At 56.6% G+C, this 23,901-nt stretch carries 28 protein-coding genes; 4 read left to right on the top strand and 24 right to left on the bottom strand.

Going from position 1 to position 23,901, the window contains the following annotated elements; all coding sequences use genetic code 11:
* Window position 1: 1 nt before the first annotated feature.
* From cyoE to B9Z37_RS08980, 4 genes are read right to left on the bottom strand one after another with little or no spacing between them, the layout of a single operon-like run.
* Window positions 2-892, bottom strand: coding sequence for a heme o synthase (cyoE, locus tag B9Z37_RS08995; protein WP_108312697.1), 891 nt, complete (start codon window positions 890-892; stop codon window positions 2-4).
* Window positions 889-2,052, bottom strand: coding sequence for a COX15/CtaA family protein (locus tag B9Z37_RS08990; protein WP_108312696.1), 1,164 nt, complete (start codon window positions 2,050-2,052; stop codon window positions 889-891). Before B9Z37_RS08990 ends, cyoE begins: the two co-directional genes overlap by 4 nt.
* 3 nt (window positions 2,053-2,055) lie before the next feature.
* Window positions 2,056-2,769, bottom strand: a complete 714-nt coding sequence (locus B9Z37_RS08985; RefSeq protein WP_108312695.1) for an SCO family protein — start codon at window positions 2,767-2,769, stop codon at window positions 2,056-2,058.
* Window positions 2,720-3,463, bottom strand: a complete 744-nt coding sequence (locus tag B9Z37_RS08980; RefSeq protein ID WP_108312694.1) for an SURF1 family protein — start codon at window positions 3,461-3,463, stop codon at window positions 2,720-2,722. Before B9Z37_RS08980 ends, B9Z37_RS08985 begins: the two co-directional genes overlap by 50 nt.
* Window positions 3,464-3,477: 14 nt before the next feature.
* On the opposite strand from B9Z37_RS08980, the gene B9Z37_RS08975 reads away from it, so the two are divergent.
* Window positions 3,478-3,705 carry a twin transmembrane helix small protein gene (locus B9Z37_RS08975; RefSeq protein WP_108312693.1) on the top strand — a complete coding sequence of 76 codons (228 nt, stop codon included), beginning with the start codon at window positions 3,478-3,480 and terminating at the stop codon, window positions 3,703-3,705.
* Window positions 3,706-3,770: 65 nt separating this feature from the next.
* On the opposite strand, the gene B9Z37_RS08970 is transcribed toward B9Z37_RS08975, so the two are convergent.
* The 8 genes from B9Z37_RS08970 to B9Z37_RS08940 all read right to left on the bottom strand — a co-directional run bounded on the left by B9Z37_RS08970 (window position 3,771) and on the right by B9Z37_RS08940 (window position 10,065).
* On the bottom strand, window positions 3,771-4,652 hold the full coding sequence (locus B9Z37_RS08970; RefSeq protein ID WP_108312692.1) for a cytochrome c oxidase subunit 3: 882 nt from the start codon (window positions 4,650-4,652) through the stop codon (window positions 3,771-3,773).
* A 43-nt stretch (window positions 4,653-4,695) separates the two neighbouring features.
* Entirely contained in the window at window positions 4,696-4,923 is a 228-nt protein-coding gene (locus B9Z37_RS08965; RefSeq protein WP_108312691.1) for a DUF2970 domain-containing protein, read from the bottom strand.
* Window positions 4,920-5,546 (bottom strand): cytochrome c oxidase assembly protein, encoded by a 627-nt coding sequence (locus B9Z37_RS08960; protein ID WP_108312690.1) that lies wholly within the window; start codon window positions 5,544-5,546, stop codon window positions 4,920-4,922. Before B9Z37_RS08960 ends, B9Z37_RS08965 begins: the two co-directional genes overlap by 4 nt.
* Before the next feature lie 10 nt (window positions 5,547-5,556).
* Window positions 5,557-5,673, bottom strand: coding sequence for a cytochrome oxidase small assembly protein (locus B9Z37_RS14660; protein WP_407067231.1), 117 nt, complete (start codon window positions 5,671-5,673; stop codon window positions 5,557-5,559).
* A 5-nt stretch (window positions 5,674-5,678) separates the two neighbouring features.
* Complete coding sequence (ctaD, locus tag B9Z37_RS08955; RefSeq protein ID WP_108312689.1) at window positions 5,679-7,295, bottom strand: cytochrome c oxidase subunit I; 1,617 nt, start codon at window positions 7,293-7,295, stop codon at window positions 5,679-5,681.
* Between the two features lie 32 nt (window positions 7,296-7,327).
* Window positions 7,328-8,500, bottom strand: coding sequence for a cytochrome c oxidase subunit II (coxB, locus tag B9Z37_RS08950; RefSeq protein WP_108312688.1), 1,173 nt, complete (start codon window positions 8,498-8,500; stop codon window positions 7,328-7,330).
* Between the two features lie 78 nt (window positions 8,501-8,578).
* Window positions 8,579-9,055 carry a DUF2244 domain-containing protein gene (locus tag B9Z37_RS08945; RefSeq protein WP_108312687.1) on the bottom strand — a complete coding sequence of 159 codons (477 nt, stop codon included), beginning with the start codon at window positions 9,053-9,055 and terminating at the stop codon, window positions 8,579-8,581.
* Between the two features lie 95 nt (window positions 9,056-9,150).
* Window positions 9,151-10,065 (bottom strand): biotin synthase, encoded by a 915-nt coding sequence (locus tag B9Z37_RS08940; protein ID WP_108312686.1) that lies wholly within the window; start codon window positions 10,063-10,065, stop codon window positions 9,151-9,153.
* A 268-nt stretch (window positions 10,066-10,333) separates the two neighbouring features.
* Here B9Z37_RS08940 and B9Z37_RS08935 point away from each other — a divergent pair, with 268 nt between their 5' ends.
* Together B9Z37_RS08935 and trmL are read left to right on the top strand one after the other, a co-directional pair.
* Window positions 10,334-10,897, top strand: a complete 564-nt coding sequence (locus B9Z37_RS08935) for a ComF family protein (RefSeq protein WP_338066590.1) — start codon at window positions 10,334-10,336, stop codon at window positions 10,895-10,897.
* A gap of 59 nt (window positions 10,898-10,956) precedes the next feature.
* The gene (gene trmL, locus B9Z37_RS08930; RefSeq protein ID WP_108312684.1) at window positions 10,957-11,454 is read left to right on the top strand and encodes a tRNA (uridine(34)/cytosine(34)/5-carboxymethylaminomethyluridine(34)-2'-O)-methyltransferase TrmL; all 498 of its coding nucleotides are present in this window, start codon (window positions 10,957-10,959) and stop codon (window positions 11,452-11,454) included.
* Here trmL and B9Z37_RS08925 read toward each other — a convergent pair.
* Window positions 11,445-11,900, bottom strand: coding sequence for a MaoC family dehydratase (locus tag B9Z37_RS08925; protein WP_108312683.1), 456 nt, complete (start codon window positions 11,898-11,900; stop codon window positions 11,445-11,447). The two genes, trmL and B9Z37_RS08925, sit on opposite strands and share 10 nt — an antisense overlap.
* A gap of 110 nt (window positions 11,901-12,010) precedes the next feature.
* Window positions 12,011-12,622 (bottom strand): hypothetical protein, encoded by a 612-nt coding sequence (locus B9Z37_RS08920; protein WP_108312682.1) that lies wholly within the window; start codon window positions 12,620-12,622, stop codon window positions 12,011-12,013.
* A gap of 105 nt (window positions 12,623-12,727) precedes the next feature.
* Here B9Z37_RS08920 and B9Z37_RS08915 point away from each other — a divergent pair, with 105 nt between their 5' ends.
* Window positions 12,728-15,325, top strand: coding sequence for a cation-translocating P-type ATPase (locus B9Z37_RS08915; RefSeq protein ID WP_108312681.1), 2,598 nt, complete (start codon window positions 12,728-12,730; stop codon window positions 15,323-15,325).
* A 37-nt stretch (window positions 15,326-15,362) separates the two neighbouring features.
* Here B9Z37_RS08915 and B9Z37_RS08910 read toward each other — a convergent pair whose 3' ends face one another.
* The 10 genes from B9Z37_RS08910 to pstB form a co-directional block, all read right to left on the bottom strand.
* Window positions 15,363-16,697, bottom strand: a complete 1,335-nt coding sequence (locus B9Z37_RS08910; RefSeq protein ID WP_108312680.1) for an ATP-binding protein — start codon at window positions 16,695-16,697, stop codon at window positions 15,363-15,365.
* The gene (locus B9Z37_RS08905; RefSeq protein ID WP_108312982.1) at window positions 16,694-17,392 is read right to left on the bottom strand and encodes a response regulator; all 699 of its coding nucleotides are present in this window, start codon (window positions 17,390-17,392) and stop codon (window positions 16,694-16,696) included. Before B9Z37_RS08905 ends, B9Z37_RS08910 begins: the two co-directional genes overlap by 4 nt.
* 32 nt (window positions 17,393-17,424) lie before the next feature.
* A complete protein-coding gene (locus B9Z37_RS08900) occupies window positions 17,425-18,162 on the bottom strand; it encodes a cytochrome b/b6 domain-containing protein (protein ID WP_240606672.1) in 738 nt (245 codons plus the stop codon).
* A gap of 65 nt (window positions 18,163-18,227) precedes the next feature.
* Entirely contained in the window at window positions 18,228-18,689 is a 462-nt protein-coding gene (locus B9Z37_RS08895) for a diheme cytochrome c (RefSeq protein ID WP_240606671.1), read from the bottom strand.
* Between the two features lie 8 nt (window positions 18,690-18,697).
* Complete coding sequence (locus B9Z37_RS08890) at window positions 18,698-19,105, bottom strand: DUF1924 domain-containing protein (protein WP_108312981.1); 408 nt, start codon at window positions 19,103-19,105, stop codon at window positions 18,698-18,700.
* A gap of 125 nt (window positions 19,106-19,230) precedes the next feature.
* Window positions 19,231-20,115 (bottom strand): sterol desaturase family protein, encoded by an 885-nt coding sequence (locus B9Z37_RS08885; protein WP_108312677.1) that lies wholly within the window; start codon window positions 20,113-20,115, stop codon window positions 19,231-19,233.
* 241 nt (window positions 20,116-20,356) lie between these two features.
* Window positions 20,357-21,691, bottom strand: coding sequence for a phosphate regulon sensor histidine kinase PhoR (phoR, locus tag B9Z37_RS08880; protein ID WP_108312676.1), 1,335 nt, complete (start codon window positions 21,689-21,691; stop codon window positions 20,357-20,359).
* Between the two features lie 14 nt (window positions 21,692-21,705).
* Window positions 21,706-22,401 (bottom strand): phosphate regulon transcriptional regulator PhoB, encoded by a 696-nt coding sequence (phoB, locus tag B9Z37_RS08875; RefSeq protein ID WP_108287687.1) that lies wholly within the window; start codon window positions 22,399-22,401, stop codon window positions 21,706-21,708.
* Window positions 22,398-23,096: a phosphate signaling complex protein PhoU gene (gene phoU / locus B9Z37_RS08870; protein ID WP_108312675.1), complete on the bottom strand. Its 699-nt coding sequence runs from the start codon at window positions 23,094-23,096 to the stop codon at window positions 22,398-22,400. Before phoU ends, phoB begins: the two co-directional genes overlap by 4 nt.
* A gap of 14 nt (window positions 23,097-23,110) precedes the next feature.
* Entirely contained in the window at window positions 23,111-23,890 is a 780-nt protein-coding gene (pstB, locus tag B9Z37_RS08865) for a phosphate ABC transporter ATP-binding protein PstB (protein ID WP_108312674.1), read from the bottom strand.
* Between the last annotated feature and the right edge of the window lie 11 nt (window positions 23,891-23,901).

The raw sequence follows: 23,901 nt of genomic DNA, 5'->3' as shown, positions 1-23,901 counted from the left end.
CTCAAAAAAGGTAATGGTCCACCAGCAGCGCGGCAAACAAGGCGCTCAGGTGAATCAGGGAAAAACGGAAGGTCTTGCGGGCCAGCTCGTCCGAATAGGCCCGATACAAAGCGATGGCATAGGCCATGAAGCCGAGACTCAACACCACGGCCACACCGAGGTAAAGCCACGAACTCATGCCGTACACAAAAGGCATCAAACAAGCGGCCATCAAGACCACGGTGTACAACAAAATTTGCAAGCGGGTGAACTCGTTGCCATGGGTCACGGGCAACATGGGCAGGCCCGATTTGCGGTAGTCCTCCACGCGGTACAAGGCCAGTGCCCAGAAGTGCGGGGGGGTCCACAAGAAAATAATCAAAAACAAAATCAGCGCTTCAGGGCCGACATCACCCGTCATGGCGGCCCAACCCAACACGGGTGGCATGGCACCACTGGCTCCACCAATCACAATGTTCTGCGGCGTGAGCGGTTTCAGGATCACGGTGTAAATGATGGCGTAACCCACAAAGGTGGCAAACGTCAGCCACATGGTCAAGGGGTTGACCATCACGTAAAGCACGGCCGAGCCCACAGCACACAACAGACCTGAAAACAACAAGGCCTGGCGGTCACTCAACTCCCCCTTGGCCGTCGGACGCCAAGCTGTGCGTTTCATTTTGGAATCGATCGTTTTCTCAACCAGGCAGTTGAACGCTGCGGCAGCGCCTGCCACCAGCCAGATCCCTGCGCAAGCCCAGAGCCCAAGCCACAATTCCTGCGGGCCAGGGGCACCGGGTACAGCCAGCACCATGCCAATCAGTGCACAAAACACGATCAGTTGCACCACACGGGGTTTGGTCAGCGCGTAATACTGGCGCCAAGTCGATAGAGAAGCAGTCGCAGCAGTCATGCAGCAGGCCTTGAATCAAAAGAAGGATGTCTCGCTTTGGACGGCACATCAGAAACAACAAAAATACCTGACCGGCTGCTGGCCAGCACCCAGGTCAATGACATCACCATGGCCGCAGCCCCTCCGGTGTGCAGCACAGCAGCGATCAGTGGCCACTCGAACACCACATTGCTCACGCCCGTGAGCAATTGCAACGCCGACAAAGCCAACAACACCTGTCCTGCGCGTTGTATGCCCGGCACTTGGCGCAAACGCCAAGCCACCGCAACCAACACCGCCAAAACCACCCAAGCGGCACTGCGGTGCACAAAGTGAAGTGCCGACAAGGCAGCGAATGGCAGGATTTGACCATCTGCTGCGAGCCCCAGTTCGCGCCACAAAGCGAATCCTTGCAGGTTCATTTCGGGGACCCACTGGCCGTTGCAGGTCGGAAAGTCCGGGCATGCCAGCACGGCATAGTTGGTACTGACCCAACCGCCCAAGGCAATTTGTACCCCGAGCAATGCGAAAGCCAGCCACAAGCCCTTGCGCAAACCCGGGGAAACTGTGCGCGATTGCCAGCCGTCATAACGCACGGCCTGAGCCATGAGCAAAGCCAACAGGCCGATGCCCAGCATCAGATGCAAGGTCACGATGAAAGGGAAGAGCTTCATTGTGACGGTCAGGGCACCAAATGCACCTTGCAAGCAAACCCAAACCAGCGTCAGCGTGGGCCACCAAGGGCTGACCGCCGAAGTCGTTTGTCGCAGGCGCTGCCACCAGGTCATGGCGGCCAAGGTCAGAATCAACACGCCAACCCCCGTCGCCAGATAACGGTGGATCATTTCAACCCAGGCTTTACCGTGGGTCACCGGACCTGTGGGCATGGCGGTCTGTGCCGCAGTGATGTGCACCTGGGCACCCACGGGGCTGGCGCTGCCATAGCAACCAGGCCAATCCGGACAGCCCAAGCCCGAGTCGGTCAAACGCGTGAAAGCGCCAAACAGCACCAGGTCGAAAGTGAGGAACAGCGTCAACACGGTCAAGGCCTGCAGGCGGCGCGAAGGCGCTGCGTGGCGTTGTCGCCAAGCCAGCCACCCCAAGGGCAAGGCGGCCACAGCCAAACCCACCCCCATGAGGTGAAAGACAGGCTGCAGGTTGTACAACTCGACATCGGTCATGGCTCAGCGTCCTGGTTGATCCCAAGATGCAGAGGCACGCAGCAAGCGCTCCAGATCTTTCTTGGCCTTGGACGCACTGGCCACATCCATGTTCGCAGGGAAGCGCATCATCCAATTGCCCATCGGGTCCACCACATACAAGTGGTCTTGCAATGCATGGCCCGGCGCTGGACTGAGCCACGCCTGCAACACAGCAGGCGCCATGCGCAGCACATGGGCTTGACTCAAGGCGGGCATCAGAGTTTCAGGCACAGGCGCGTCATCACTCACCAGCCAGACGCGATCCAGCCGGTCTTTTTCTTTGCCCATGATTTCACGCAATTGGCGCTGAAAATACAAATTCTTCTGGCAATGATCGTCACAAGCACCCGGGGCCACCGTGACCAGCAACCACTGGCCTTTCAGGTCGGCCAAAGGCACCCGTTCACCTTTCAGGTTCATCGCCTCGGCCTGTGGCAAATCTTTCTGCGGCGAAATCAATTCACCGTAATTGCGACGTGCCTCAGGACGCAACACGTAATACGTGAAGTACGACGCCATGACAGGTGCAGCACACACCAACATCAAGGCCACCATCTTCCATCGACCCACGCGTGTGCGCTGGCCATCTGCCTGCGCCACTTCACCAGGCTGCGGAATGGAATGCACGGTCATGCTGAGCGGGCCGTCAGGCAGTGCGTTTTTTTCGACGGGGTTGGACAATTTGAAACCAGACATAAAGTAAAGCGATCAAGGCACTGAGCCCGAACCATTGAAAAGCATATCCGTGGTGCTTTTCGACACCACTGGCCACAACGGGCCAATCACGCAACAAACCTTCCGATGCAGCGCCTTGCTGAAGCACACTGATTTCCAGCAAGGGCAAGCCCGTTTGTTGCCTGAACAACGGCAAGTCGAGATTTTGCCGTATCGGGCCCTCCTCGACACCACCAAAGTCATACAGCCGTGAAGGCCATGGGGCCAAATGCCCGACCACTTGCACCTCACCGCCGGGGGTGACGATGGCAGGCAAAGCCGCCCGGTCCGTGAACGAACGAGACGCCCAGCCCCGCTGGACCAACACAAGGGTTCCGGTTTCGGCCACCTTGAACGGTGTCATGACAAAAAATCCAGGTCTTCCGTGCATCTGGCGGTTTTCCAGGTAGGCCGTGTGTTCTGCTTGCCAATGACCTGTGAGGACCACCTTACGGTAGAGCACGCCTTGTCGATTGGCCACCGAATCCGAAATGCCGCCCAGCGTACGCCCATCCAGAGGCGCCAAAGCCGACTGCTGGTCTTTGGCCTGCTGCAAAGCCATTTTTTCGGCTCCACGCCCCAATTGCCACAGGCCCAACGACACGGTGACAGCCACGCCCAACAGGGCCACCATCAGGACCAGGATGCGTTGCCAAGCAGGGGTTTGCTGACTCATTGATAATGCCGGTTATGAAAATTCTGGTTGCAATCGCTTTTATCGCCATCTTGGCAAGTTTGGCTTCGGCCTTGATCTACATGATGCGAGCCCCTCGCGAAGAGGGTGCACCGCCGCCAAAAGGCAGCATGGCGACCGCTTTGGCCTTGCGTGTGGGCTTGTCGATTGTGCTCTTTGTTTGTGTGCTGATTTCATGGAAGATGGGCTGGATTCAACCCACAGGCATACCACCTGGCGCCTGAAACACGGCCTCTTGATGCACCAACAAAAAAGCGCCTCGGCGCTTTTTTGTTGCTGGCTGTGTGCATTACATCCAGTAAACCAGGATGTACAAGCCCAGCCACACCACGTCCACAAAGTGCCAGTACCAGGCCGCCCCTTCAAAACCGAAGTGACGCTCTTTGGTGAAATGGCCTTTTTGCAAGCGCAAAGTGATGAACAACAGCATGAGCATGCCCACCAGCACGTGGAAACCGTGGAAGCCGGTCAACATGTAGAAGGTGGAGCCGTATATGCCCGAAGAAAGCTTCAAATTCAGGTCACCCCAAGCGTGAGCGTATTCATAACCCTGAACAAACAAGAAAGTCACACCCAAAAGCACCGTCATCCACATGAACTTGATGGTCTTGCTGCGATCACCGTGTTGCAAAGCGTGGTGCGCAACCGTCAAAGTCACGCCCGAAGTCAACAACAAAGCCGTGTTGATTGTGGGCAACCAGAATGGGCCCATGGTCTGGAAGGGCTCAATGATGCCCGCCGGCGATGTCGTCGCACCAGCGACCAGGCTTGGCCAAGCGGCTTTGAAGTCTGGCCAGAGCAAGGCGTTTTCGAGGCTGCCCAATGCGGGCACAGAGTGCGAACGGGCCCACCACAACGCAGTGAAGAATGCGCCGAAGAACATGACTTCGGAGAAGATGAACCAGGTCATGCTCCAACGGTAAGACAGGTCGATTTTGCGACCATACATACCGCCTTCACTCTCACCCACCGCCTCTTTGAACCACTGGTACAACACGGTCAACCACCAGACCAGTCCAAAATAGAGCGAATACATGCCCCAATCGGCACCATTGATCCATTGACCTGCGCCCAGAATGACAAAAAACAAACCAATGGCGGCCATCACGGGATGGCGCGACTCATGTGGCACGTAGTAATAAGGCGTTGTGCCGTGTGCTGCTGAACTCATGGTGACTCCTGCTCTCTCTTCTTTCGAAATCTAATCTTGCGGATCAAAGTCCAGTTGGCTGGACAACGACCCAATTGACCAAGGCGATCAGCCCTAGAACAAACAACAATACAGCTGCAATCGCCACACCAATGGTGTAGAACGGGTTGAGCTTTTCAATATCTTGCTGGTAATCGGTATTCTTGCGAACCCCGATAAATGACCAAAGAACGGCCTGAACAGTTCGCAACAAACTGGCTCTTTCCGAGGTCTTTGGTGGTTGCATGCTCATGAACCCACCCCTGTTTTGATCACGGGGGAGATGGGTTGAGCCACAGATGCCAACGGCGCAGCTGGCGTTTTGCCACCCACTTCAAAAAAGGTGTACGACAACGTGATGGTCGTCACGTCTTTGGACAACTTGGGGTCAATCACAAATGCCACTGGCCAAGACTTCTTTTCACCAGGCTCGAGTGTGTATTGATTGAAACAAAAGCACTCGAGCTTGTTGAAATGGTTGGCTGCCTGACGAGGTGCATAACTGGGAATGGCTTGCGCCGCCATGCGGCGGTTTTGCACATTCTGAAACTCGTACATCACGGTGCTCAGCTCACCTGGGTGAACCTGCATGGATCGCTTTTCAGGCTTGAACTGCCAGGGACCACGCACATTGGCGTCAAACTCGACGGTGATCGTGCGTGTGGTGTCGACTTGGCTGTTGCGCAGGACCTCGGCCGCTTTCCCTGCCTTGGCATTACCTGGGATCTGGGTCTCGGAAATCGACAGGATGTTGATGCCCGTGATTTCACAAATGGCCTTGTAGATGGGCACCAGCGCGTAACCGAAGCAGAACATGCCTGCGGTCACCACCGCCAGCTTGCCCACCATCTTCAGATTTTCACCGCGCAGGTTCATCTTAGGTCTCTCAAGAATTGAGCAACAACAACTTGGCCACAAAACCCAGCAACACGGTCAAAGCGACCGAGGCCAAAATCAGGCCCAGGCGCACATTGCTTTTTCTTTGCTCTGGTGTCATGGCCATGAGGTTCAACCAATCACGCGGGTCGCAGTAGCGTCCAGCTTGGGTGGGTTCTCAAAAGTATGGAAAGGTGCTGGGGATGGAACTTCCCACTCCAGACCCTCGGCTGCTTCCCAAGGTTTTTGAGGTGCTTTTTCACCTTGACCGCGCATGGTTGGCACCACGACGAACAGGAAGAAGTAAACCTGCGCAAAGCCGAAGAAGAAGGCACCCACAGAAGCGACCATATTGAAGTCGGTGAACTGCATGGGGTAGTCGGCATAGCGACGGGGCATGCCAGCCAGACCCAAGAAGTGCATGGGGAAGAAAGTGACGTTGAAGGAAATCAGCGACCACCAGAAGTGGATCTTGCCGCGTGTTTCGTTGTACATCACGCCGCTCCACTTGGGCACCCAGTAGTAGAAGCCTGCAAACAAAGCAAACAAGGAGCCTGCCACCAACACGTAGTGGAAGTGAGCCACCACGTAGTACGTGTCTTGCAATTGGATGTCGATAGGAGCCATCGCCAGGATCAGACCCGTGAAACCACCCATGGTGAACACGAAGATGAAGCCCACAGCAAACAGCATGGGGGTTTCAAACGTCATGGAGCCGCGCCACATGGTGGCGATCCAGTTGAAAATCTTCACAGCAGTCGGCACCGCGATCAACATCGTGGCGTACATGAAGAACAACTGACCGGTCACAGGCATACCAGTCGTGAACATGTGGTGCGCCCACACGATGAACGACAAAATGGCGATCGAAGAAGTCGCGTACACCATGGAGGCGTAGCCGAACAGCTTCTTGCGTGCAAAAGCAGGCACGATCTGGCTGATGATGCCGAAAGCCGGCAAGATCATGATGTAGACCTCGGGGTGACCGAAGAACCAGAAGATGTGCTGGTACATGACAGGGTCACCGCCGCCGGCGGGGTTGAAGAAGCTGGTACCAAAGTGACGGTCTGTCAGGGTCATGGTGATCGCGCCAGCCAACACGGGCATCACAGCGATCAGCAGGTAAGCAGTGATCAACCATGTCCAAGCGAACATGGGCATCTTCATCAAAGTCATGCCAGGCGCGCGCATGTTCAAGATGGTCACGATGATGTTGATCGAACCCATGATGGACGAAGCACCCAGGATGTGCATGGCAAAAATACCAGCGTCCATGGAAGGACCCATTTGCAGGGTCAAAGGTGCGTACAAGGTCCAACCCGCAGCAGGTGCGCCGCCGGGCATGAAGAAAGAACCCACCAACATGGCACCAGCAGGAATCATCAGCCAGAAGCTGAAGTTGTTCATGCGGGCAAAGGCCATGTCAGACGCGCCGATTTGCAAGGGCAGCATCCAGTTCGCAAAGCCGACAAAGGCCGGCATGATCGCGCCGAACACCATGATGATGCCGTGCATGGTGGTGAACTGGTTGAACAGCTCAGGATTGACCACTTGCAGGCCTGGCTGGAACAACTCGGCACGGATGCCCAGCGCCAGCACGCCACCAATCATGAGCATGGCAAAGCTGAACAACAGGTACAAAGTACCAATGTCTTTGTGGTTGGTGGCATACACCCAACGACGCCAGCCCGCAGGCGCGTGACCGTGATCGTCATGGGCGTGATCGTGATGGTCTAGAACGGCACTCATCTTGATTTCCTTTGATTTGAATACGGTACGGCTTATTTGCGGGCGGCCAGGACTTCAGCCGGCTGCACGATTTGCCCGGTCTTGTTGGACCAGTTGTTTTTGGTATAGGTGATCACAGCGGCGATCTCGGTGTCAGACAACTGCTTCCATGCGGGCATGGCGCCGTTATTTTGACCATTGAGCAACACTGCAATTTGCTTGGACTTGTCGGCATCCAGAACTACCGCAGAACCATCCACGGGCTTGATCGCACCAGCACCTTTGCCGTTGGCTTGGTGGCAAGCAGCACAATTGGCCGCATACACCTTTTCACCGCGCTTGGACAAATCATCCAATGCCCAGACTTTGCTTGGATCATCGGCTTTGGCAGATTGTTTTTTCTTCTCGGCCACGACCCAAGCAGCGTAGTCTTGTGCGGACAAAACTTTCACATGGATGGGCATGTAAGCGTGCTCTTTGCCACACAACTCGGCACATTGACCGTAGAAGTCACCTGTTTTCTCAGCGCGGAACCATGTATCACGCACAAAACCAGGAATGGCATCTTGTTTGATACCAAAAGCAGGCACCATGAAAGCATGAATCACGTCATTGGCGGTGGTGATCACACGCACTTTTTGACCCACTGGCACAACCAAGGGGTTGTCCACCTTCAACAGATAGTTGTCGCCTTCTGGCTTGCCCGCATCGGACATGGCGCGCTGGGAAGAATCAAGTGTCGAGATGTAGCTCAGGCCTTCACCTTCGCCTTTGATGTAGTCATAGCCCCACTTCCACTGATAACCCGTCACTTTGACAGTCAAATCAGCGTTGGTGGTGTCTTTCTGGGCAACCAGCACTTTGGTCGCAGGCAACGCCATCAAGATCACGATCAGAAACGGCACTGCAGTCCAGACAATTTCCACCGTCACCGATTCGGTGAAAGTAGCAGGCTTGTGACCCACTGATTTGCGATGCTTCCAGATGGAATAAAACATGACCGCAAACACGGCAATGAAAACCACCGTGCAGATGATCAACATCATCCAGTGAAGCCAATGCTGTTCTTCAGCAATCTTGGTCACCGGAGCGGCAAAGTTGAGCTGGTTGACCGAAGGGCCGCCCGGCAAATCTTGGACCGCGTGGGCGGCAGTGGCCAGCCAAGCGCCGACAAAAATGCCCGCACGCGACAGCAGCGAAGCCAATTGGTTGGAAATATTCTTCATGGTTCTCACTAACTTCCAAGTCTCTGTTGAACTCACACCATGGACAAGACCAGCACAGGCCAATCTTGCCTACCAGCATCACGCAGTGCGCAATGCCCTTCTGATTTCTCGCGCCAGCACTTGGCGCAACTCGGGACGCACGAAACGCCCCACCTCAATCGAACGACCTTGGCCTGACAACTCGATCAGACTGTGGTCGCCAGACTTTGGCTCGACCCTCACCCATTGACGCGCAAACTCTGCTCGTTCACGGCGCCCCGCGGATTCGCATTCCACGACAAGGCTTGCGCCCTGCAATGAAATCCATTCGCCATCGGCTGCGTGTCGGGCATAGGCCAAAAAGGCCACACCCACCAGCGTGATTTCCAAACCTGCAAAGGCCAACACCAAAGTAGCCCCCTGCAACCAGAAGAACACGCCAATGCCCAGCGACAGCGCACACAACGAAAGATAAAGCCACCCCAATTGGGCCGGCGTCACCGAGCAATTGCGCCTGAGCCGCCAATGAATGGCTGGGCCAGACTCTTGTGCAAACTGGTAAGTGGGATTTGACACGCGTCAACTTTCAATAACCTAACATGCCCTTGGGCACGTATTCTGGCTAAATTCGGGCGGATTTTACCCGAGTTACGAAGGGGTTTTGATTTAACTCAAACTTTGTCGGATATGCCGGCAGGGGTGCGCAGCATTTGTCGCATTTGATCCAGTCCGATTTCCGTGTGCGCACTCAGCCTGGCACGCGGCTGGGGTTTGAGGGCATGGCCATACACCACTTCAAAGCTCAGCGACAGTCGCCCGCCCTCTTCTGGACGCGCCAAGGTCATCAAAAGCTCAAGCAGTGCATCACGCCAGCGGCGACCCCGCCAACCGGCAAAACGCTGAACATGCAGATTTCGGCCCAATTCACGCAATTCGGCCAGCATGCGTTCTGGCGTCTCATAAGTCAGGGTGATGCGCTCCATGTCCATGACAGGCTCGGCAAAGCCCGCTTCCACCAGCATGTCCCCCCAATCGTGCATGTCGGTGAATTCATGCGCTGGCTCAGGCCAGCCCCATTGCGCGTAGGCACCGCGCAACTCCCGCAAAGTGTCAGGCCCCAAACAGGAAAACATCAAAAAACCGTCAACGGCCAGCGCCTGATGCCAGGTTTTCAGCAAATTCTGGGGATAGGCTGACGTGTGCAACAACATGTTGGCCCACAACATTTGCGCCTGCCCCTCAGGTGGCGAACCAGTCTGAATGCGGGGCTCCGTCCAGCGTGCCACTTGCCACCACCGCGATTTCAACAAGGACTTCGCCCGTAAAGTCTGAGTAGACTGGTCACCGCTGAGCCAGACCTGCGCCTGCGGATAACGCTGTCGCAAAGCCTCATGAGCCTGCAAGCCGCCACGCAAAGGCTCCCAATGGACCCATTGACGGGGCTGCTGCTTGATGAAGTCCAACCGATCCAGCATGCGAGAGGCCACCTCTTCGTGCAGCCAGGGGGAGGCCTCCCCCACAGGATGCGCAGCCCAGCGGGCTGCAGCAACAGGGTCAAGCGAAGGAGGACGTTCGGGTGCAGACATGGTCAAAAAAGAGAAAAGCCTGGCCTCCAACAAACATCGGGGTGCCGCGCTTGTGGTCAAGCCAAGGCGGCAGTATATTGATTCCATGTGGCCCAAATGGTTCAGGGGGATAGGCTCAACGCCTGCAGTACACCACCCCGACAGGGCTTGGGGTTGGCTGCCCAGCCGCTGCGCCATCTGCCGCAGTTGGCCGCAAGCCCCATTGTGCGATACCTGCATCAGCCGTTTTGCCCCTCCGCTGCACAGGTGCCGCACTTGTGCTTTGCCCTTGCCCAGCAAGGCCCAACGATGCGGTGCATGCCTGACCGCCCCTCCTCCACTGGACCAGTGCCTGACAGCGACCGCCTACAGCTGGCCTTGGACCCAACTGATCGCAGATTTCAAATTTCACCAAGGCGCAGGCTGGGCAGGTCCACTGGCGACCCTTATGGTGAGCGCCACCAGCGCTGAAGACGTGCTGGATGCCGCCGACTGGGTGCTGCCCATTCCGCTGTCAGCACAACGCCTTTCCGAGCGTGGCTACAACCAGGCCTTGCTGCTGGCCCAACAGCTCAGTCCGAACAAAACCGATGCAGGCTTGCTTTTGCGCACACGCCACACCCTGGCTCAACGTACCCTGCCAAGGGCTGAGCGGCTGTCCAATCTGGCAGGGGCCTTTGCTGTTGACCCCTTGCGAACGCACGAAATCAAAGGCCGGAGACTGGTTCTGGTGGACGATGTCATGACCAGCGGGGCCTCACTGCACACCGCTGCCCTGGCTTTGCGACAAGCCGGTGCAGCGCACATTTGCGCGCTTGTGCTGGCGCGCACAGAGGCCGAACAGGAAGGCTGACACACACGAGGCTGCCATCGAGGCATAGGCGCAGGCAGGGCCAAGGCACAATACCCTCCATGTTTCACATTGTCTTGGTCGAACCCGAAATTCCCCCCAACACGGGCAACATCATCCGTTTGGCTGCCAACACCGGCTGCACACTGCATTTGATCGAACCCTTGGGTTTTTCAATGGACGACAAACACATGCGCCGAGCAGGTCTGGATTACCACGAATACGCGCAACTGCGCCGTCACGCCGATTGGGCGACTTTCCTGACCCACGAAAAGCCTGCGATCCAACGCATGTTTGCCCTGACCACCCGGGGCAGCCGCGCTGTGCACGGTGTGGCGTTCGAGCCAGGCGACTGGCTGGTTTTTGGCTCAGAAACCCGAGGTCTAGCACCTGAGTTGCGCGAGCAATTTGCGCCCGAGCAACGCATCAAGCTGCCCATGCGCGAAGGCCAGCGCAGCCTGAACCTGTCGAACGCGGTGGCCGTCACCGTGTTCGAGGCATGGCGTCAAAACGGTTTTGGGGGCGCCAGCCTGGAAGCCGGCGGCGACGCTCAGGCGTAAAGACGCACCAGCGACTCGGCGGCACAAACGGGTTTGTCGCTGCCCTCACGCTCCAGCGTGACGTTCCACTGCAATTGCAGGCCATTGCCTTCAATCGGGGTGGCGGAATGCAAATGCAAATGCGCTCGCAAGCGGCTGCCCACGGGCACCGGTGCCATGAAGCGCACCTTGTTCAGGCCGTAATTGACCCCCATGCGTACAGAGGACACCACGATGGTCTTGTCAAAAAACTGAGACAACAAAGACAGCGTCAAAAAGCCATGGGCAATGGGCGCACCAAAGGGCCCCTGCTGTGCCCGCTCCACGTCCACATGGATCCATTGGTGGTCGCCTGTCGCCTCGGCGAACTGGTTGACTTGCTGCTGGGTAATGTCTACCCACTCGGTGGTAGCCACATGCTGGCCGACACAGGCGGCCAAATCGGCCAATGTTTCAAATTTTTTCATAGGGGTAACTGTATTCACCTTGCACCCAAGGGGGTGTCGATAGCGTGACAGGGTTTGAAGGCATGGTCCGTATTCACCCGCTTTGTGTTTACGGTCTCAGACAGCCCCCCTCAAAGGTTTGACCCGGCATCGCCCTGCCGCATGTTCATCAACTCGGCACGCAAGCGTGCCAATTCAGCTTGGTAATTTTCGGCATCACCATAATCTGCAAACCCATGGTAGTGAGGATGTGCCTGCATCACCCGGCGTGCGTGCTTGATGGGGCACCAGTATTGCTCGGTCAAGCCCACCACTTCGCGGCAATAAGCGATCAGGCCGTTGGCATAAGAACAATAGGCGCAATTGATTTTTTCAAGCACATTCAAATACGCCAAATGTGTTCGGTCATACACAAAATAGTCTGACCGTTTGACACGCGCAATCCGATACAAAGGAAAGCAAACCCATTGGTACAGGGTGACAAAGAAATCCAGCAAAACCATGGGCAAGAGCACGGGGTAAATGAAAGGCACGCTCAGCACATGCCGCCAGTCCGCTGTCAACACATAGCGAAGCAGCCCCTCCTTGAAGCGTCGTTGTTGGGCCAGAACTTCCTTTTCGAACTTCACTTTGCGTTGGTCAAAGTCCACTTGCAGTTGCTGCCTGCGAAGCTGAATTTCCTGTTCCATATCGGCTTCCAATTGACGGATGCGCTCCAGAAATTCATTGATATTGGCGTTCATGATCGTCTTTCAGAAAAATTGGGCACCAACCCCAGGCACCCTCTTCAAGGGACTTGACCCGCATCAAGCCAGCACATTCTCCAACGCGGCACAGTCAGTGCTCTTATGCCTGCAAATCACCTTAACACTCTTGGCGGTCTGACGACAACCGAAGCATCAAAACGCTTGACCGCGTACGGGCCCAACGAGATCCAGCAGACACCGCCAAGATCGTTATGGCGGCGCAGCCTCGACATACTGCGTCAGCCCATGTTTGCCTTGCTGTGCATCGCGGCCTTGCTTTACATCTTTTTGGGTGATTTGACGGAGGGCCTGACGTTGTCCGTTTTTGTGCTGGCCGTTTTGGCACTCACGTTTTACCAAGAGGGCAAGTCAGAAAAATCGATACAGGCCTTGCGCGACCTGACCCAAGCCTATGCCCAAGTGGTGCGTTCAGGCCAAGCCCTCAAAGTGCCCGCGCGCGATGTGGTGGTCGGAGATTGGCTGATGTTGTCAGAGGGCGACCGGGTCGCGGCTGATGGCCGCCTCATCCGTTCTGATCATCTGCAAATCGACGAATCCCTGTTAACCGGTGAATCGGTGCCTGTCAACAAAGCCCCCTTGGCCAATGGCAAGGCCTCAGTCCGCGGCACCGTCAGCGCAGGCACCTTTGTCGTGAGGGGCCAGGGCTTGGCCGAAGTCACGGCCACGGGCAACCAAAGTCAGATCGGACGCATCGGCCAGTCACTGGCCCAGCTGCACACAGACGCCACACCACTGCAAAAGCAAACTGCACGGCTGGTCAAAGTACTGGCTGGCATCGTGGGTGTTTTGTGTGTGGCCATGGTGATCACCTTGGGCATACGGACAGGGCAATGGTTGCCTGCACTGCTGTCTGGCATTGCACTGGCCATGGCCATACTGCCTGAAGAATATGCGGTGGTGCTCACGATTTTCCCGGCCATGGGAGCGCACCGCCTTGCACATGAAGGCGTGCTCACCCGGCACATCAATGCGATTGAAACACTGGGTGCCACCAGCGTACTGTGCACCGACAAAACCGGCACCTTGACGGAAAACCGCATGACAGTGACTGCACTGGCGGTACCGAAATACCCTGACCCCAACCACTCCCCGTCCGAGCCAGCAGAAGTCGTAACTTGGAACACAGCGGCAGGTGAACTGTCTGAAGCATTTCATGCTTTGGTCGAGCACGCCATTTTGGCCAGCGCCCCCGAACCGTTTGACCCCATGGAAACGGCTTTTCACACGATGGGTCAGCAGCATTTGAGCGACACCGGTCACCTGCACAGCGACTGGGCGCTGGTGCAAACCTACGCACTCAGCCCTGCATTGAAAGCCATGTCGCATATTTGGAAAATGGATGCCGGCCCTGCACGCAGCGTGTCAGCCAAAGGAGCCCCCGAAGCAGTGATGGACCTGTGCCATCTGACAGAGGCACAACGCCAAATCTGGGGCCGCGCAGCAGATGACATGGCGGCACAAGGTTTGCGTGTTTTGGCCGTGGCACAAAGCCGCTTTGTGGGCGACGACTGGCCAGAAACCCCACATGCTTTCGACTTTCAATGGCTGGGACTGATGGGCTTGACCGATCCGCTGCGTGCTGAGATTCGCCAAGCCGTGGCCGAATGCCAATCTGCGGGTATTCGGGTGATCATGATCACCGGGGACTATCCGACCACCGCGCGCGTGATCGCAACTCAAGCCGGCCTGCCCGATGGCGAAACCCTGACAGGTGATGCACTGGACCAACTGAGCGATGTGCAATTGCGCACAATCCTGCCCCGTGTGACGGTTTGTGCTCGCATCTCACCACACCAGAAGTTGCGGATCGTGCATGCGCTGCAAGCAGATGGCGACGTGGTCACCATGACCGGCGACGGCGTGAACGATGCACCGGCCTTGAAAGCCGCGCATGTGGGTGTGGCCATGGGCGCACGCGGGACCGACGTTGCGCGCGAAGCAGCAGACCTGATCCTGGTCGACGACAACTTTGCGTCCATCGTACGAGGCATCCGTGTCGGCAGACGCATCTTTGGCAATCTGCAAAAGTCCATGGGTTACATCTTTGCCATCCACATTCCCATTGCAGGCATCGCACTCTTGCCCATGGTGATGGGCTGGCCACCCTTGGTGTTGCCATTGCATGTGGCCCTGCTGGAGTTGGTGGTTGACCCTGCATGCTCGATCGCATTTGAAAACGAACCTGCCGAAGCCGACGTGATGCAAAGACCGCCACGCGACACCCGCGCACCCTTGTTTGGTGGCGATGCCATCGCTTTGGCCATGGGCCAGGGCTTGTGCGTATTGGCCAGTGTGGCACTGACATTTTTTGCGGCGCATGCCGGTTATGGCTCGGTGTTTACCGCCGTTTTGAGTGTGGAACAAATCCGCACCATGGTTTTCATCACCTTGATCGCAGGCAATGCAGCGCTCATCTTGGCCAACCGGGCTGGCGGTGGAAAATTTTGGCGCAGTTGGCGCACCCCCAACCGCACAGCCTATGCCGTGATCGGCTTGGCCATGGCATTTCTGGCTTTGGCCATCCACTGGCCTTGGCTGTCTACCCCCTTGAAGTTTGAGCCCTTACCGCTTGGGCCCACGGTCATCGCCATGGGCTCAGGTCTGCTCAGTTTGATCAGCGTCGCGGTTTTGCAGTGGGTGGTCGCAGCATGGCCACAAAAATCCAAAGAGCCACATTGATCCGTTCAGCCACATCGCCATCTCGAACGGCTCTGCTTCACACCTCGGGCCAGGTCACCACCACACGCAAGCCCCCAAGCTCGGCACTCCGATCAACCACCACCTGCAAGCGGTAACGCTGCGCCAAGCGCCGCACGATGGACCACCCCAAGCCACTGCCATCTGCACCATTGGCAGCCACACGGAAAAAGCGATCACCCAAGCGCGCCAAATCCGCAGTGTTCAACCCCGGACCACTGTCCTGCACCACCAGTTGCGGCCGTGGTGTGGCATGCCATTGCACATGGATACTCGCCCCTTCAGGACTGTAGCGCTGGGCGTTATCAACCAAGTTGCCCACAAGCACCCCCACCAAACCAGGCGGCATGGCAAGGGGCAAACTCTCTGGTGCGTTCAGACTCAGGTTCTGCCATCTGGCCAAAGCCTGTGACCCCAAGTCTGCCAAAGTCGTGCGGGTTTCCATCACGGCATCGCAGTGGCCCACACCTCCAGCGGCATCATCGGCCTCCAGTCTGGCCAACTGCAACAACTGCGCCACCAGGCGTGTGGCGCGATCACAGCCTTGCAACACGGCATCCAGGGCGCTCTTTCGGTCAATGTCCTCATGTGCGCCGCGTGCCACTTGGGCCTGCATGCGGATCGCGGCAATCGGCGTTCTCAATTCATGCGCGGCATCGGCTGTGAAACGTCGCTCCCCCTCCATTTGCAAGGCCATCTTCTCAAACAAACGGTTGAGCGCCTCAACCAAAGGCTTGACCTCTGCCGAAACCTGCTCGCTCAGTGGCTGCCGGGCATCGGGATGCCGCTGAGACACCGACAGACTCAATTGACGCAATGGTGCAAGCGACTTGAAGATCGCGCCCCAAATCAGAAAAGCCAGAACAGGCAGGGCCAGCAGCATGGGCACGATGGCAGACTGCAATCCGGCCATCAAAATATCGTTGCGCGCCGAGTGCAACTCGGCCACCACCACCCAAACATCCTCTTCACGTCCGGGCGTTGCAAAGACCCGCCAGTACTTCTGGCCTTGCCATTGATCGGAAATACCGCTTTGCCCCAAGGGTGCAAAAGGTGCTATCGGGGCTCCGGCTGAACGCGCCATCAAAGCCTTGTCGTGCCAGATCTGGAAGGCGACGCGCGGCTGGTATTTGTGCAGTACCGCTGCGGTCGTGAAATCATCGTCATGCGCATCGTCTGTTTGAACCGCGAGCACAGCGGCCGTTTGGGCTAGATGGGCATCCAGCAGTTCACTGAGCTCATGCTCCGTCTTGAACCAGGTCATCACCAACACCAGCAACCAAATCAGGCCGGTTGCCATCAACAGGCTGAATGTCAACCGCCATTGCAAGGAAGATTGTGACCAGGACTTCATGCCGTGCCTTTGTGGCCGGTAACTGGGGCAGGCTTGACCTGCTGCGGCAGCATATAGCCCACACCCCGCAAAGTTTCGATCACATCCGAGCGCAGCTTTTTGCGCAAGTTGTAAATATGAACCTCTACCGTGTTGCTGCTGACCTCGGTGCCCCACTGATACAGCTGCTGCTCAATCTGGGTGCGGGTCAAAACCCGCCCGGCATGAAGCATGAAAATTTGCAAAACCTCATATTCGCGCAAAGACAAGTCGATCAAGCGATCACCCAACCAAACTTGTCGCGAAGCAGGGTCCATTCGCAAGGCACCTGCCTCCAGCGTGGGTTCTGACACACCATGGGCTCTGCGCACCAAAGCGCGCAAACGTGCAGCCAATTCCATCAAATCCACAGGCTTGACGAGGTAGTCATCCGCTCCGGCATCCAGCCCGGCGATGCGATGGGGCACACCATCACGAGCGGTCAGGATCAACACAGGTGTCGTGATTTTTTGTTGCCGGACCGCGGCCAGACATTGCATGCCATCCTGTCTGGGCAAACCCAAATCAAGCACGCAAGCCTGATAAACACCGGTCAACAATTCTCGCTGAGCCGCCACACCATCTCGAACCCAGTCGACTTGAAAACCTTGTTGCTGCAAACCCGCCCGGAGGCCAGACCCCAGCAATTGATCATCTTCAGCCAATAAAACGCGCATGTGCAGCACCTGACTTTCCATTCAGAAAAACATCAATCATCGTCTTCTTCAGATTGTGCCTTGCCAGATACCGAGTGCGATCCAACCGCACCGCCGCTCGTCTGCAATGGTGAACCCGACTGCCATTGCCACACCCAAAATGACAGCACCGCCGTCAGCAACACAGCCGCCAAAACCGCATGGTTGCGCTTGACCAAATCCGGCCCAACGCCAGGCACGCGCCCCGTGAACATGGGCGTAGCCAGATTGCGACGGCGCAACAAACTGAGCACCAGCACACCAACAATGTGAGCCAACACGGCCATCAACATGAAATTACCGAAAAACTCATGCACTTCTTCCATCCAGTCACCCGTCCACTCCTGGTAGGTCACATAGCCCGACACCACCACAGGTGCGATGACCAACAAGAGCAGCGCCACCGACACCGCCATGTACAAATTCTGAGCTTGGCTCCAGGATGCCTGGCCTGCTCGCAGCCCCTGAAACCAATTAACCAAACCACGCAGCTTGCCCCACAAGGCCGAAAAGCGTGCATGACGGGGCCCCAGCACGCCCCAGACCACACGAGCCAACAGCAAGCCGCCCAAGGTATAACCCAAGCTCACATGCACCCATCTGAAAATCTCACTTTCCGCTGTGACGTAGGCCCCCACAAAGCTCAAAGCCAGCAAGGCATGCAAGGTCCGAGTGAAAGCATCCACGGTGCGGCGAGTGGGTGTGGGCACGCCATGGCGCGCATCGGCAACTGAAGAAATGTTCGACGTCATTGAAGGACTCCTTGTACACATGTGTGTGACGTATGGCTTGAAGAACTGGGATGTAAAGCGAACTGTCAGCGCGGAATCCGCACCTGATGCTCATCAAAGTTCCCCGCGTCGGCTTGGGTATGGCAGGCGCTGCACTGCGCGGCACTCTTGATACTGGCCCGCTTCCAGACCGAGGATTCCACTTCGCGATGTTTGCGAACAAACCAGGCCGATCGGGTGATCCGGTCATCGGCCGGCTCTTCGCGCACGCGTTTGTAAGTGCCCGCATTGGCTTGCAACCAGGCCCCAATTTGCTGAACTTGTGCAGGTTCCATCGACGCATCGCTGCCGTAGTGCTGATCCAGCCCATGCAGGATGCGTCTCCAAGACGCCGCAGGCAACAGGCCCGGCGGATAGGCCATGTGACAGGCCGCACATTCTTGTTTGTACACGGCAGGCACTTGTGCAGGCATGAGTCGCCCATCGGCCCATGCCGATACCAAGCCACTCCAACCTGCACAGAACAAGACCACCGATTTGATGCACATTGATTTCATCATTTCAACCCGATCAGGTAAGCCAGCACGTCGGCCTTTTCAAGGGCCGTGCACTCACGTGACAAAACGTCCTTGCAGTTGCGCTTGAACCATTTGTCAACTTTTGCACTGTCGGTGAAGCGTTCGGCATTTAACCCCGGTGCCAACGCAGAGATCTTCTTGCCTGTAGAGGCGTGCTTGCTGTCCTGCGTGGGGGGTTGACCGTGGCATGACGCGCACGACCACTCACCGTTATGACGCCGTCCGAAAAAAACCTGTCCTCGGTCTGCATCACCCGGCTGCCCTGCCGCCTGCTGCCAACGCAGCAATTCGCTTTGGGGTGTAGCCGCTAAAGCCACAAGCGGCAACATCAAGGCACTGATGGCCAGGGCAGCCACTTTTGTAAAGGAAATTTTGTTCAAGCTCATCATGGATTCGACCTTTCATGGCATCTCAATTCAGAGATTAAAGATCGTGGATGAAGCACGGCTTAAACAAAAAAGCCCACAGGCCAGAGCACAAACACTCTGACCTGTGGGCGGATGAACCTCGATCAGGCTTGTGGTGCCTGCCCCTCTGACCCTTCGTACACACTGCCGCCAAACTTCAAGGCCGTGTGCTCACGCTTGGATTGCAGCAAGGGGTACCACATCTGATGGTACCAGCGCTCTTGACCAAACAACTTGTCATCAATCAAGCCGACCTGCGCAGGGTAGCGGCGTGTGATGTGCGCGCTGCCAAAAATGATGTCCCACAAAAACAGCAGGTTGCCAAAGTTGCCTTTGTAGTGACCCACACCATCGGCATTGGAGATCGCATGATGCGCCCAGTGCGTTGCCGGTGTTGAAATGGTCCGCTCCAGAACCCACATGACCGGATGCAATGCGCGGATGCGGTACAAGGGCTCGTCCCAGCGCCAAGCGCTGTGCGCCCCCAAAATGACAAAGAGCTTGACCACGATGTAGCCCGCGTAAACCATGCCCCCAAAACCCAAATACAACAGAGCGCCTGCAAACCAAAGGCCCGGCATCATCAGGTAATAGAAGAAATTGTTGCGGAACGTCACCCGAATGCTCATGTACTCAGCAGAGTGGTGCGCACGGTGCAGGGGCCACAAGAACGACGTGTGCGAGAGACGGTGCCACCAATACTGCGTCATGTCATCGAACACCAGCAAAACACCCACCATGGCCCACCATGGCATGTCGGCCAACACACCCTTGTATTGCGGCACCCACAAGGCACCCAGTTTCGCCGTGACAAAAATGGCCAAGGGCTGCGTCACAGCCAGCACGCTCAGAAACATCAACAGTTCAAGTTTGGTGTCATTGCCTGTCGCATGGACGGTTTGTTTGTAGCGTCGACTGACAAACTCCATGGTTGCAAAACCCACAATGGTGCAAAGCACCAACGCGTTCTGTATCTGCGCAGCGGTCATGGATGTGTCTCCTCTAATGGATCTGCGACCCTCAAGACGGTAGAGGGCCAGATGCCGCTTAAGGTATCAAATCATCCAGGGATCGAACATCCGGGTATTCCCCTTCCTGCTCGCGAGTGATTAAAAAGGATTCAACGTATTTCATGAATTCCAGACCATCCATGGCGATTCACATGGGTGCAAGGACCTCGGACACCGCGCATGCCCCGACATGGGCGAAGCAGCTTTGACGGCCTTTGCCTCAGTCAGACAAAGGCTCAATTCGACCAGCAGGCAACACCAACATGAAGGTCGATCCCTTGCCAACTTGGCTCTGGATGCGCAGTTCCCCACCGTGGCGTTGCACCACATGTTTGGCAATGGCCAAGCCCAAGCCTGTACCACCCGTTTCGCGCGATCGGCTGCGATCCACGCGGTAAAACCGCTCTGACAAGCGCGGCAAATGTTCAGGCGCAATACCAAGCCCGGTATCGCTGACTGAAAAAATCGCACCATCCGCCGTGCGAGACCACGCCACACGGATCTGACCACCTGCAGGTGTGTACCGAACGGCATTGCTCACCAAATTCGAAATGGCACTGAGCAGTTCCGACCGAACACCCAGCAAAGACCAATGCGGTACCGGCTCAAAAATCAACTCATGAACAGGCACCCGCTCGTCACCCTCTTGATCAGACAACACCGAGGACAAAGCCGCGGCATCTGTGGCCACGCGGCCCATCAAGTCCGGCAAGTTCACTTTCTCGTACAAACCGGGGGGCAAGCTGCCTTCGAGCTGAGACAAAGTCAACAAATCAGCCACCAGGCTTTGCATGCGGTCGGCCTGAACGGCCATCAAGTGCAGGTAACGTTGCTGTTCATCAGCCTCCAAGGGGATGGACTGCAAGGTTTCCACAAAGCCACCGAGCACCGTAAGCGGGGTTCGAATTTCGTGCGACACATTGGCTACAAAATCACGGCGCATGGCATCGGCCAGGGTGACCGAAGTGATGTCCCGAGTGAGCAACAACTGCTGACCTTCGCCATACGCATGAAGCTGCACCGATAACTTGGGTGTTTTGACCAAGGAGCTGGCACGACCATCGATGACCACTTCCGAGTCATGCTGGTCCACGGCGAAGTATTTGGAAAAAACAGGATCGCGAACCAAATGGACAATGTGTTGCTTTAAATCGCGACTGACATCCAAGCCCAAATGGCTGGATGCAGTGGCGTTGCACCACTCGATACGGCCTTGCGCATCCAGCAAAGTCACGCCATTGGGTGAAGCCTGAATGGCCTGCAAAAAATACTGCAATCGCTGCTCTGCAGCAGTCACTTGATTTTCGCGTTGGCGCAACAAGCGCTGAATGCGATGAGCAATCTCCGACCAGACACCCTTCCAGGGCAGGGGGGTATGCAAATCAGATTCAGACAACCACCGTTCAATGCGGTAAGTTTTCCAGATCACCCCAACCGCACAGACCAAAACGACCAACAGCGCAGCGAGGGCAGCTTCTGTCAAGCCAGCCCACCACCAGACCGCCAAAGCCACCACCAGTACTGAGAAAAACAGCTTAATTAATGGGACAAGCATTCAAACGCCAACCGTTAAATCGCGGGAGAGCCGGTCATGCGGTAGCCTGCACCGCGCACCGTTTCGATCATGCTGCCAGCATCACCCAGTGACTCTCGCAAGCGCTTGACATGCACGTCCACCGTCCGTTCTTCAATGTAAACGTGATCACCCCAAATTTTGTCAAGCAACATGCCGCGCGTGTGCACACGCTCCGGATGGCGCATCAGGTATTGCAGCAACTTGAATTCGGTCGGGCCGACTTTGATCGGCTTGTCTTGCCAGCTGACACGGTAGGTATCCGCATCCAGTTGCAATTCGCCAATCTTCACGGCACCACCAGCGGACTCAGGGACCCGGCGGCGAAGAACCGCACGGATTCGGGCCAGAAGTTCACGCGGCGAAAACGGTTTAACGATGTAATCGTCAGCGCCTGCGTCCAAACCAGCGACCCGATCGGCCTCATCACCACGCGCAGTGAGCATGAGGATGGGAATGGCCTTGGTGCGCGCAGCAGACCTCCAGCGGCGTGCCAATGCCAACCCACTTTCACCCGGAAGCATCCAGTCGAGCAAAATCACATCGGGCAAGATTTCGTCCAATTCACGCTGCGCCGACTCCGAGTCCATGGCCCAGACGGGTTGAAAACCGTTGTGGCGCAAGTTCACCGAGATCAACTCGGCAATCGGAGCCTCGTCCTCGACGATCAGAATTCTGGGCAAGCTTCTCATTGGACCGCTTTTTCGATGTCCGTCAGGGCCGTGTGGCGTACGTCGGCACCCTTGACCACATAAATCACAAATTCTGCAATGTTCTTGGCATGGTCACCAATGCGTTCAATCGCCTTGGCCACAAACAACAGATCCAGGCTGGCCGAAATGGTGCGGGGGTCTTCCATCATGTAGGTGACCAGCTTGCGCACAAAGCCATTGAACTCGGCATCGATCAGATCGTCTTCTTTGAGAATCACAAGTGCCGTATTGACATCCAGGCGGGCAAACGCGTCCAACGCTTTGCGCAGCAAATCTGAGGCCAAATCTGACGCGATGCGCAACTCGGAAGAAGGCAGGTTGCGAGGACTGCCTTGCTCCAGAATCTGCTTGACCATGCGGGCAATGCGCTCGGCTTCATCACCCGCACGCTCCAGGTTGCCGGTGATCTTGGAGATGGCCATCAGCAAGCGCAAATCGCGGGCAGTCGGCTGGCGGCGGGCAATGATCGAAGCCAGTTCAGCGTCAATTTCCACTTCAAGCATGTTGACTTGCTTTTCGGTGGCAATGACCTGGTTGGCAACTTCCATGCTGAACTGGGCCAAAGAGTAGACGGCATGGCGCGTTTGCGACTCCACCAGTCCCCCCAACTCCAGAACGCGGGACGACACGTTGGTCAGGTCGGCATCGAATTGGCTAGAAATGTGTTTTTCCATGGTACTTCTCCTGATCAGCCGAAACGGCCGGTGATGTAGTCTTCGGTCTCTTGGCGTGCAGGCTTCATGAAGATTTGCTCGGTCTGCCCGAACTCAACCAACTCGCCCAAATACATGTAGGCCGTGAAGTCAGACACACGAGCTGCTTGCTGCATGTTGTGCGTCACGATGGCCACGGTGTGGTCTTTCTTGAGCTCACTCACCAGCTCTTCGACCTTGGCGGTCGAAATCGGATCCAACGCAGAAGTCGGCTCGTCCAGCAAAATCACAGAAGGCTTGACGGCCACGGTGCGGGCAATGCACAGGCGTTGCTGCTGCCCCCCGGACAGCGACAAACCGCTTTGGCCAAGTTTGTCCTTGACTTCGTTCCAGATCGCCGCCTTGGACAATGCCCACTCCACACGCTCGTCCATGTCGGCTCGGCCCAGATTTTCATAAAGACGGATACCGAAGGCAATGTTGTCGTAAATCGACATCGGGAATGGCGTCGGTTTCTGAAACACCATGCCCACCCGGGCGCGCAGCAAGTTCAAGTCCTGCTTGGCATCGAGCACGTTCTGGCCATGCAGGTTGATCTCACCTTCGGCGCGCTGGCCGGGGTAGAGGCTGTACATGCGGTTGAGCGTGCGCAGCAAAGTCGATTTGCCGCAGCCCGAAGGCCCGATGAAAGCGGTGACCTTGTTCTCGGCGATGTCAAGGTTGACGTTTTTCAGGCCCTTGAAGGAACCATAGAAAAAGTTCAGATTGCGAATTTCAATCGCATTCTTCAATGGCAATGGTGAAGTTGCAGGCATGTCAATTCCGA

The organism is Limnohabitans parvus II-B4, assembly GCF_003063455.1.
Lineage (GTDB): Bacteria > Pseudomonadota > Gammaproteobacteria > Burkholderiales > Burkholderiaceae_C > Limnohabitans_A > Limnohabitans_A parvus.
This window is presented reverse-complemented; position numbering and strand designations above follow the sequence as displayed.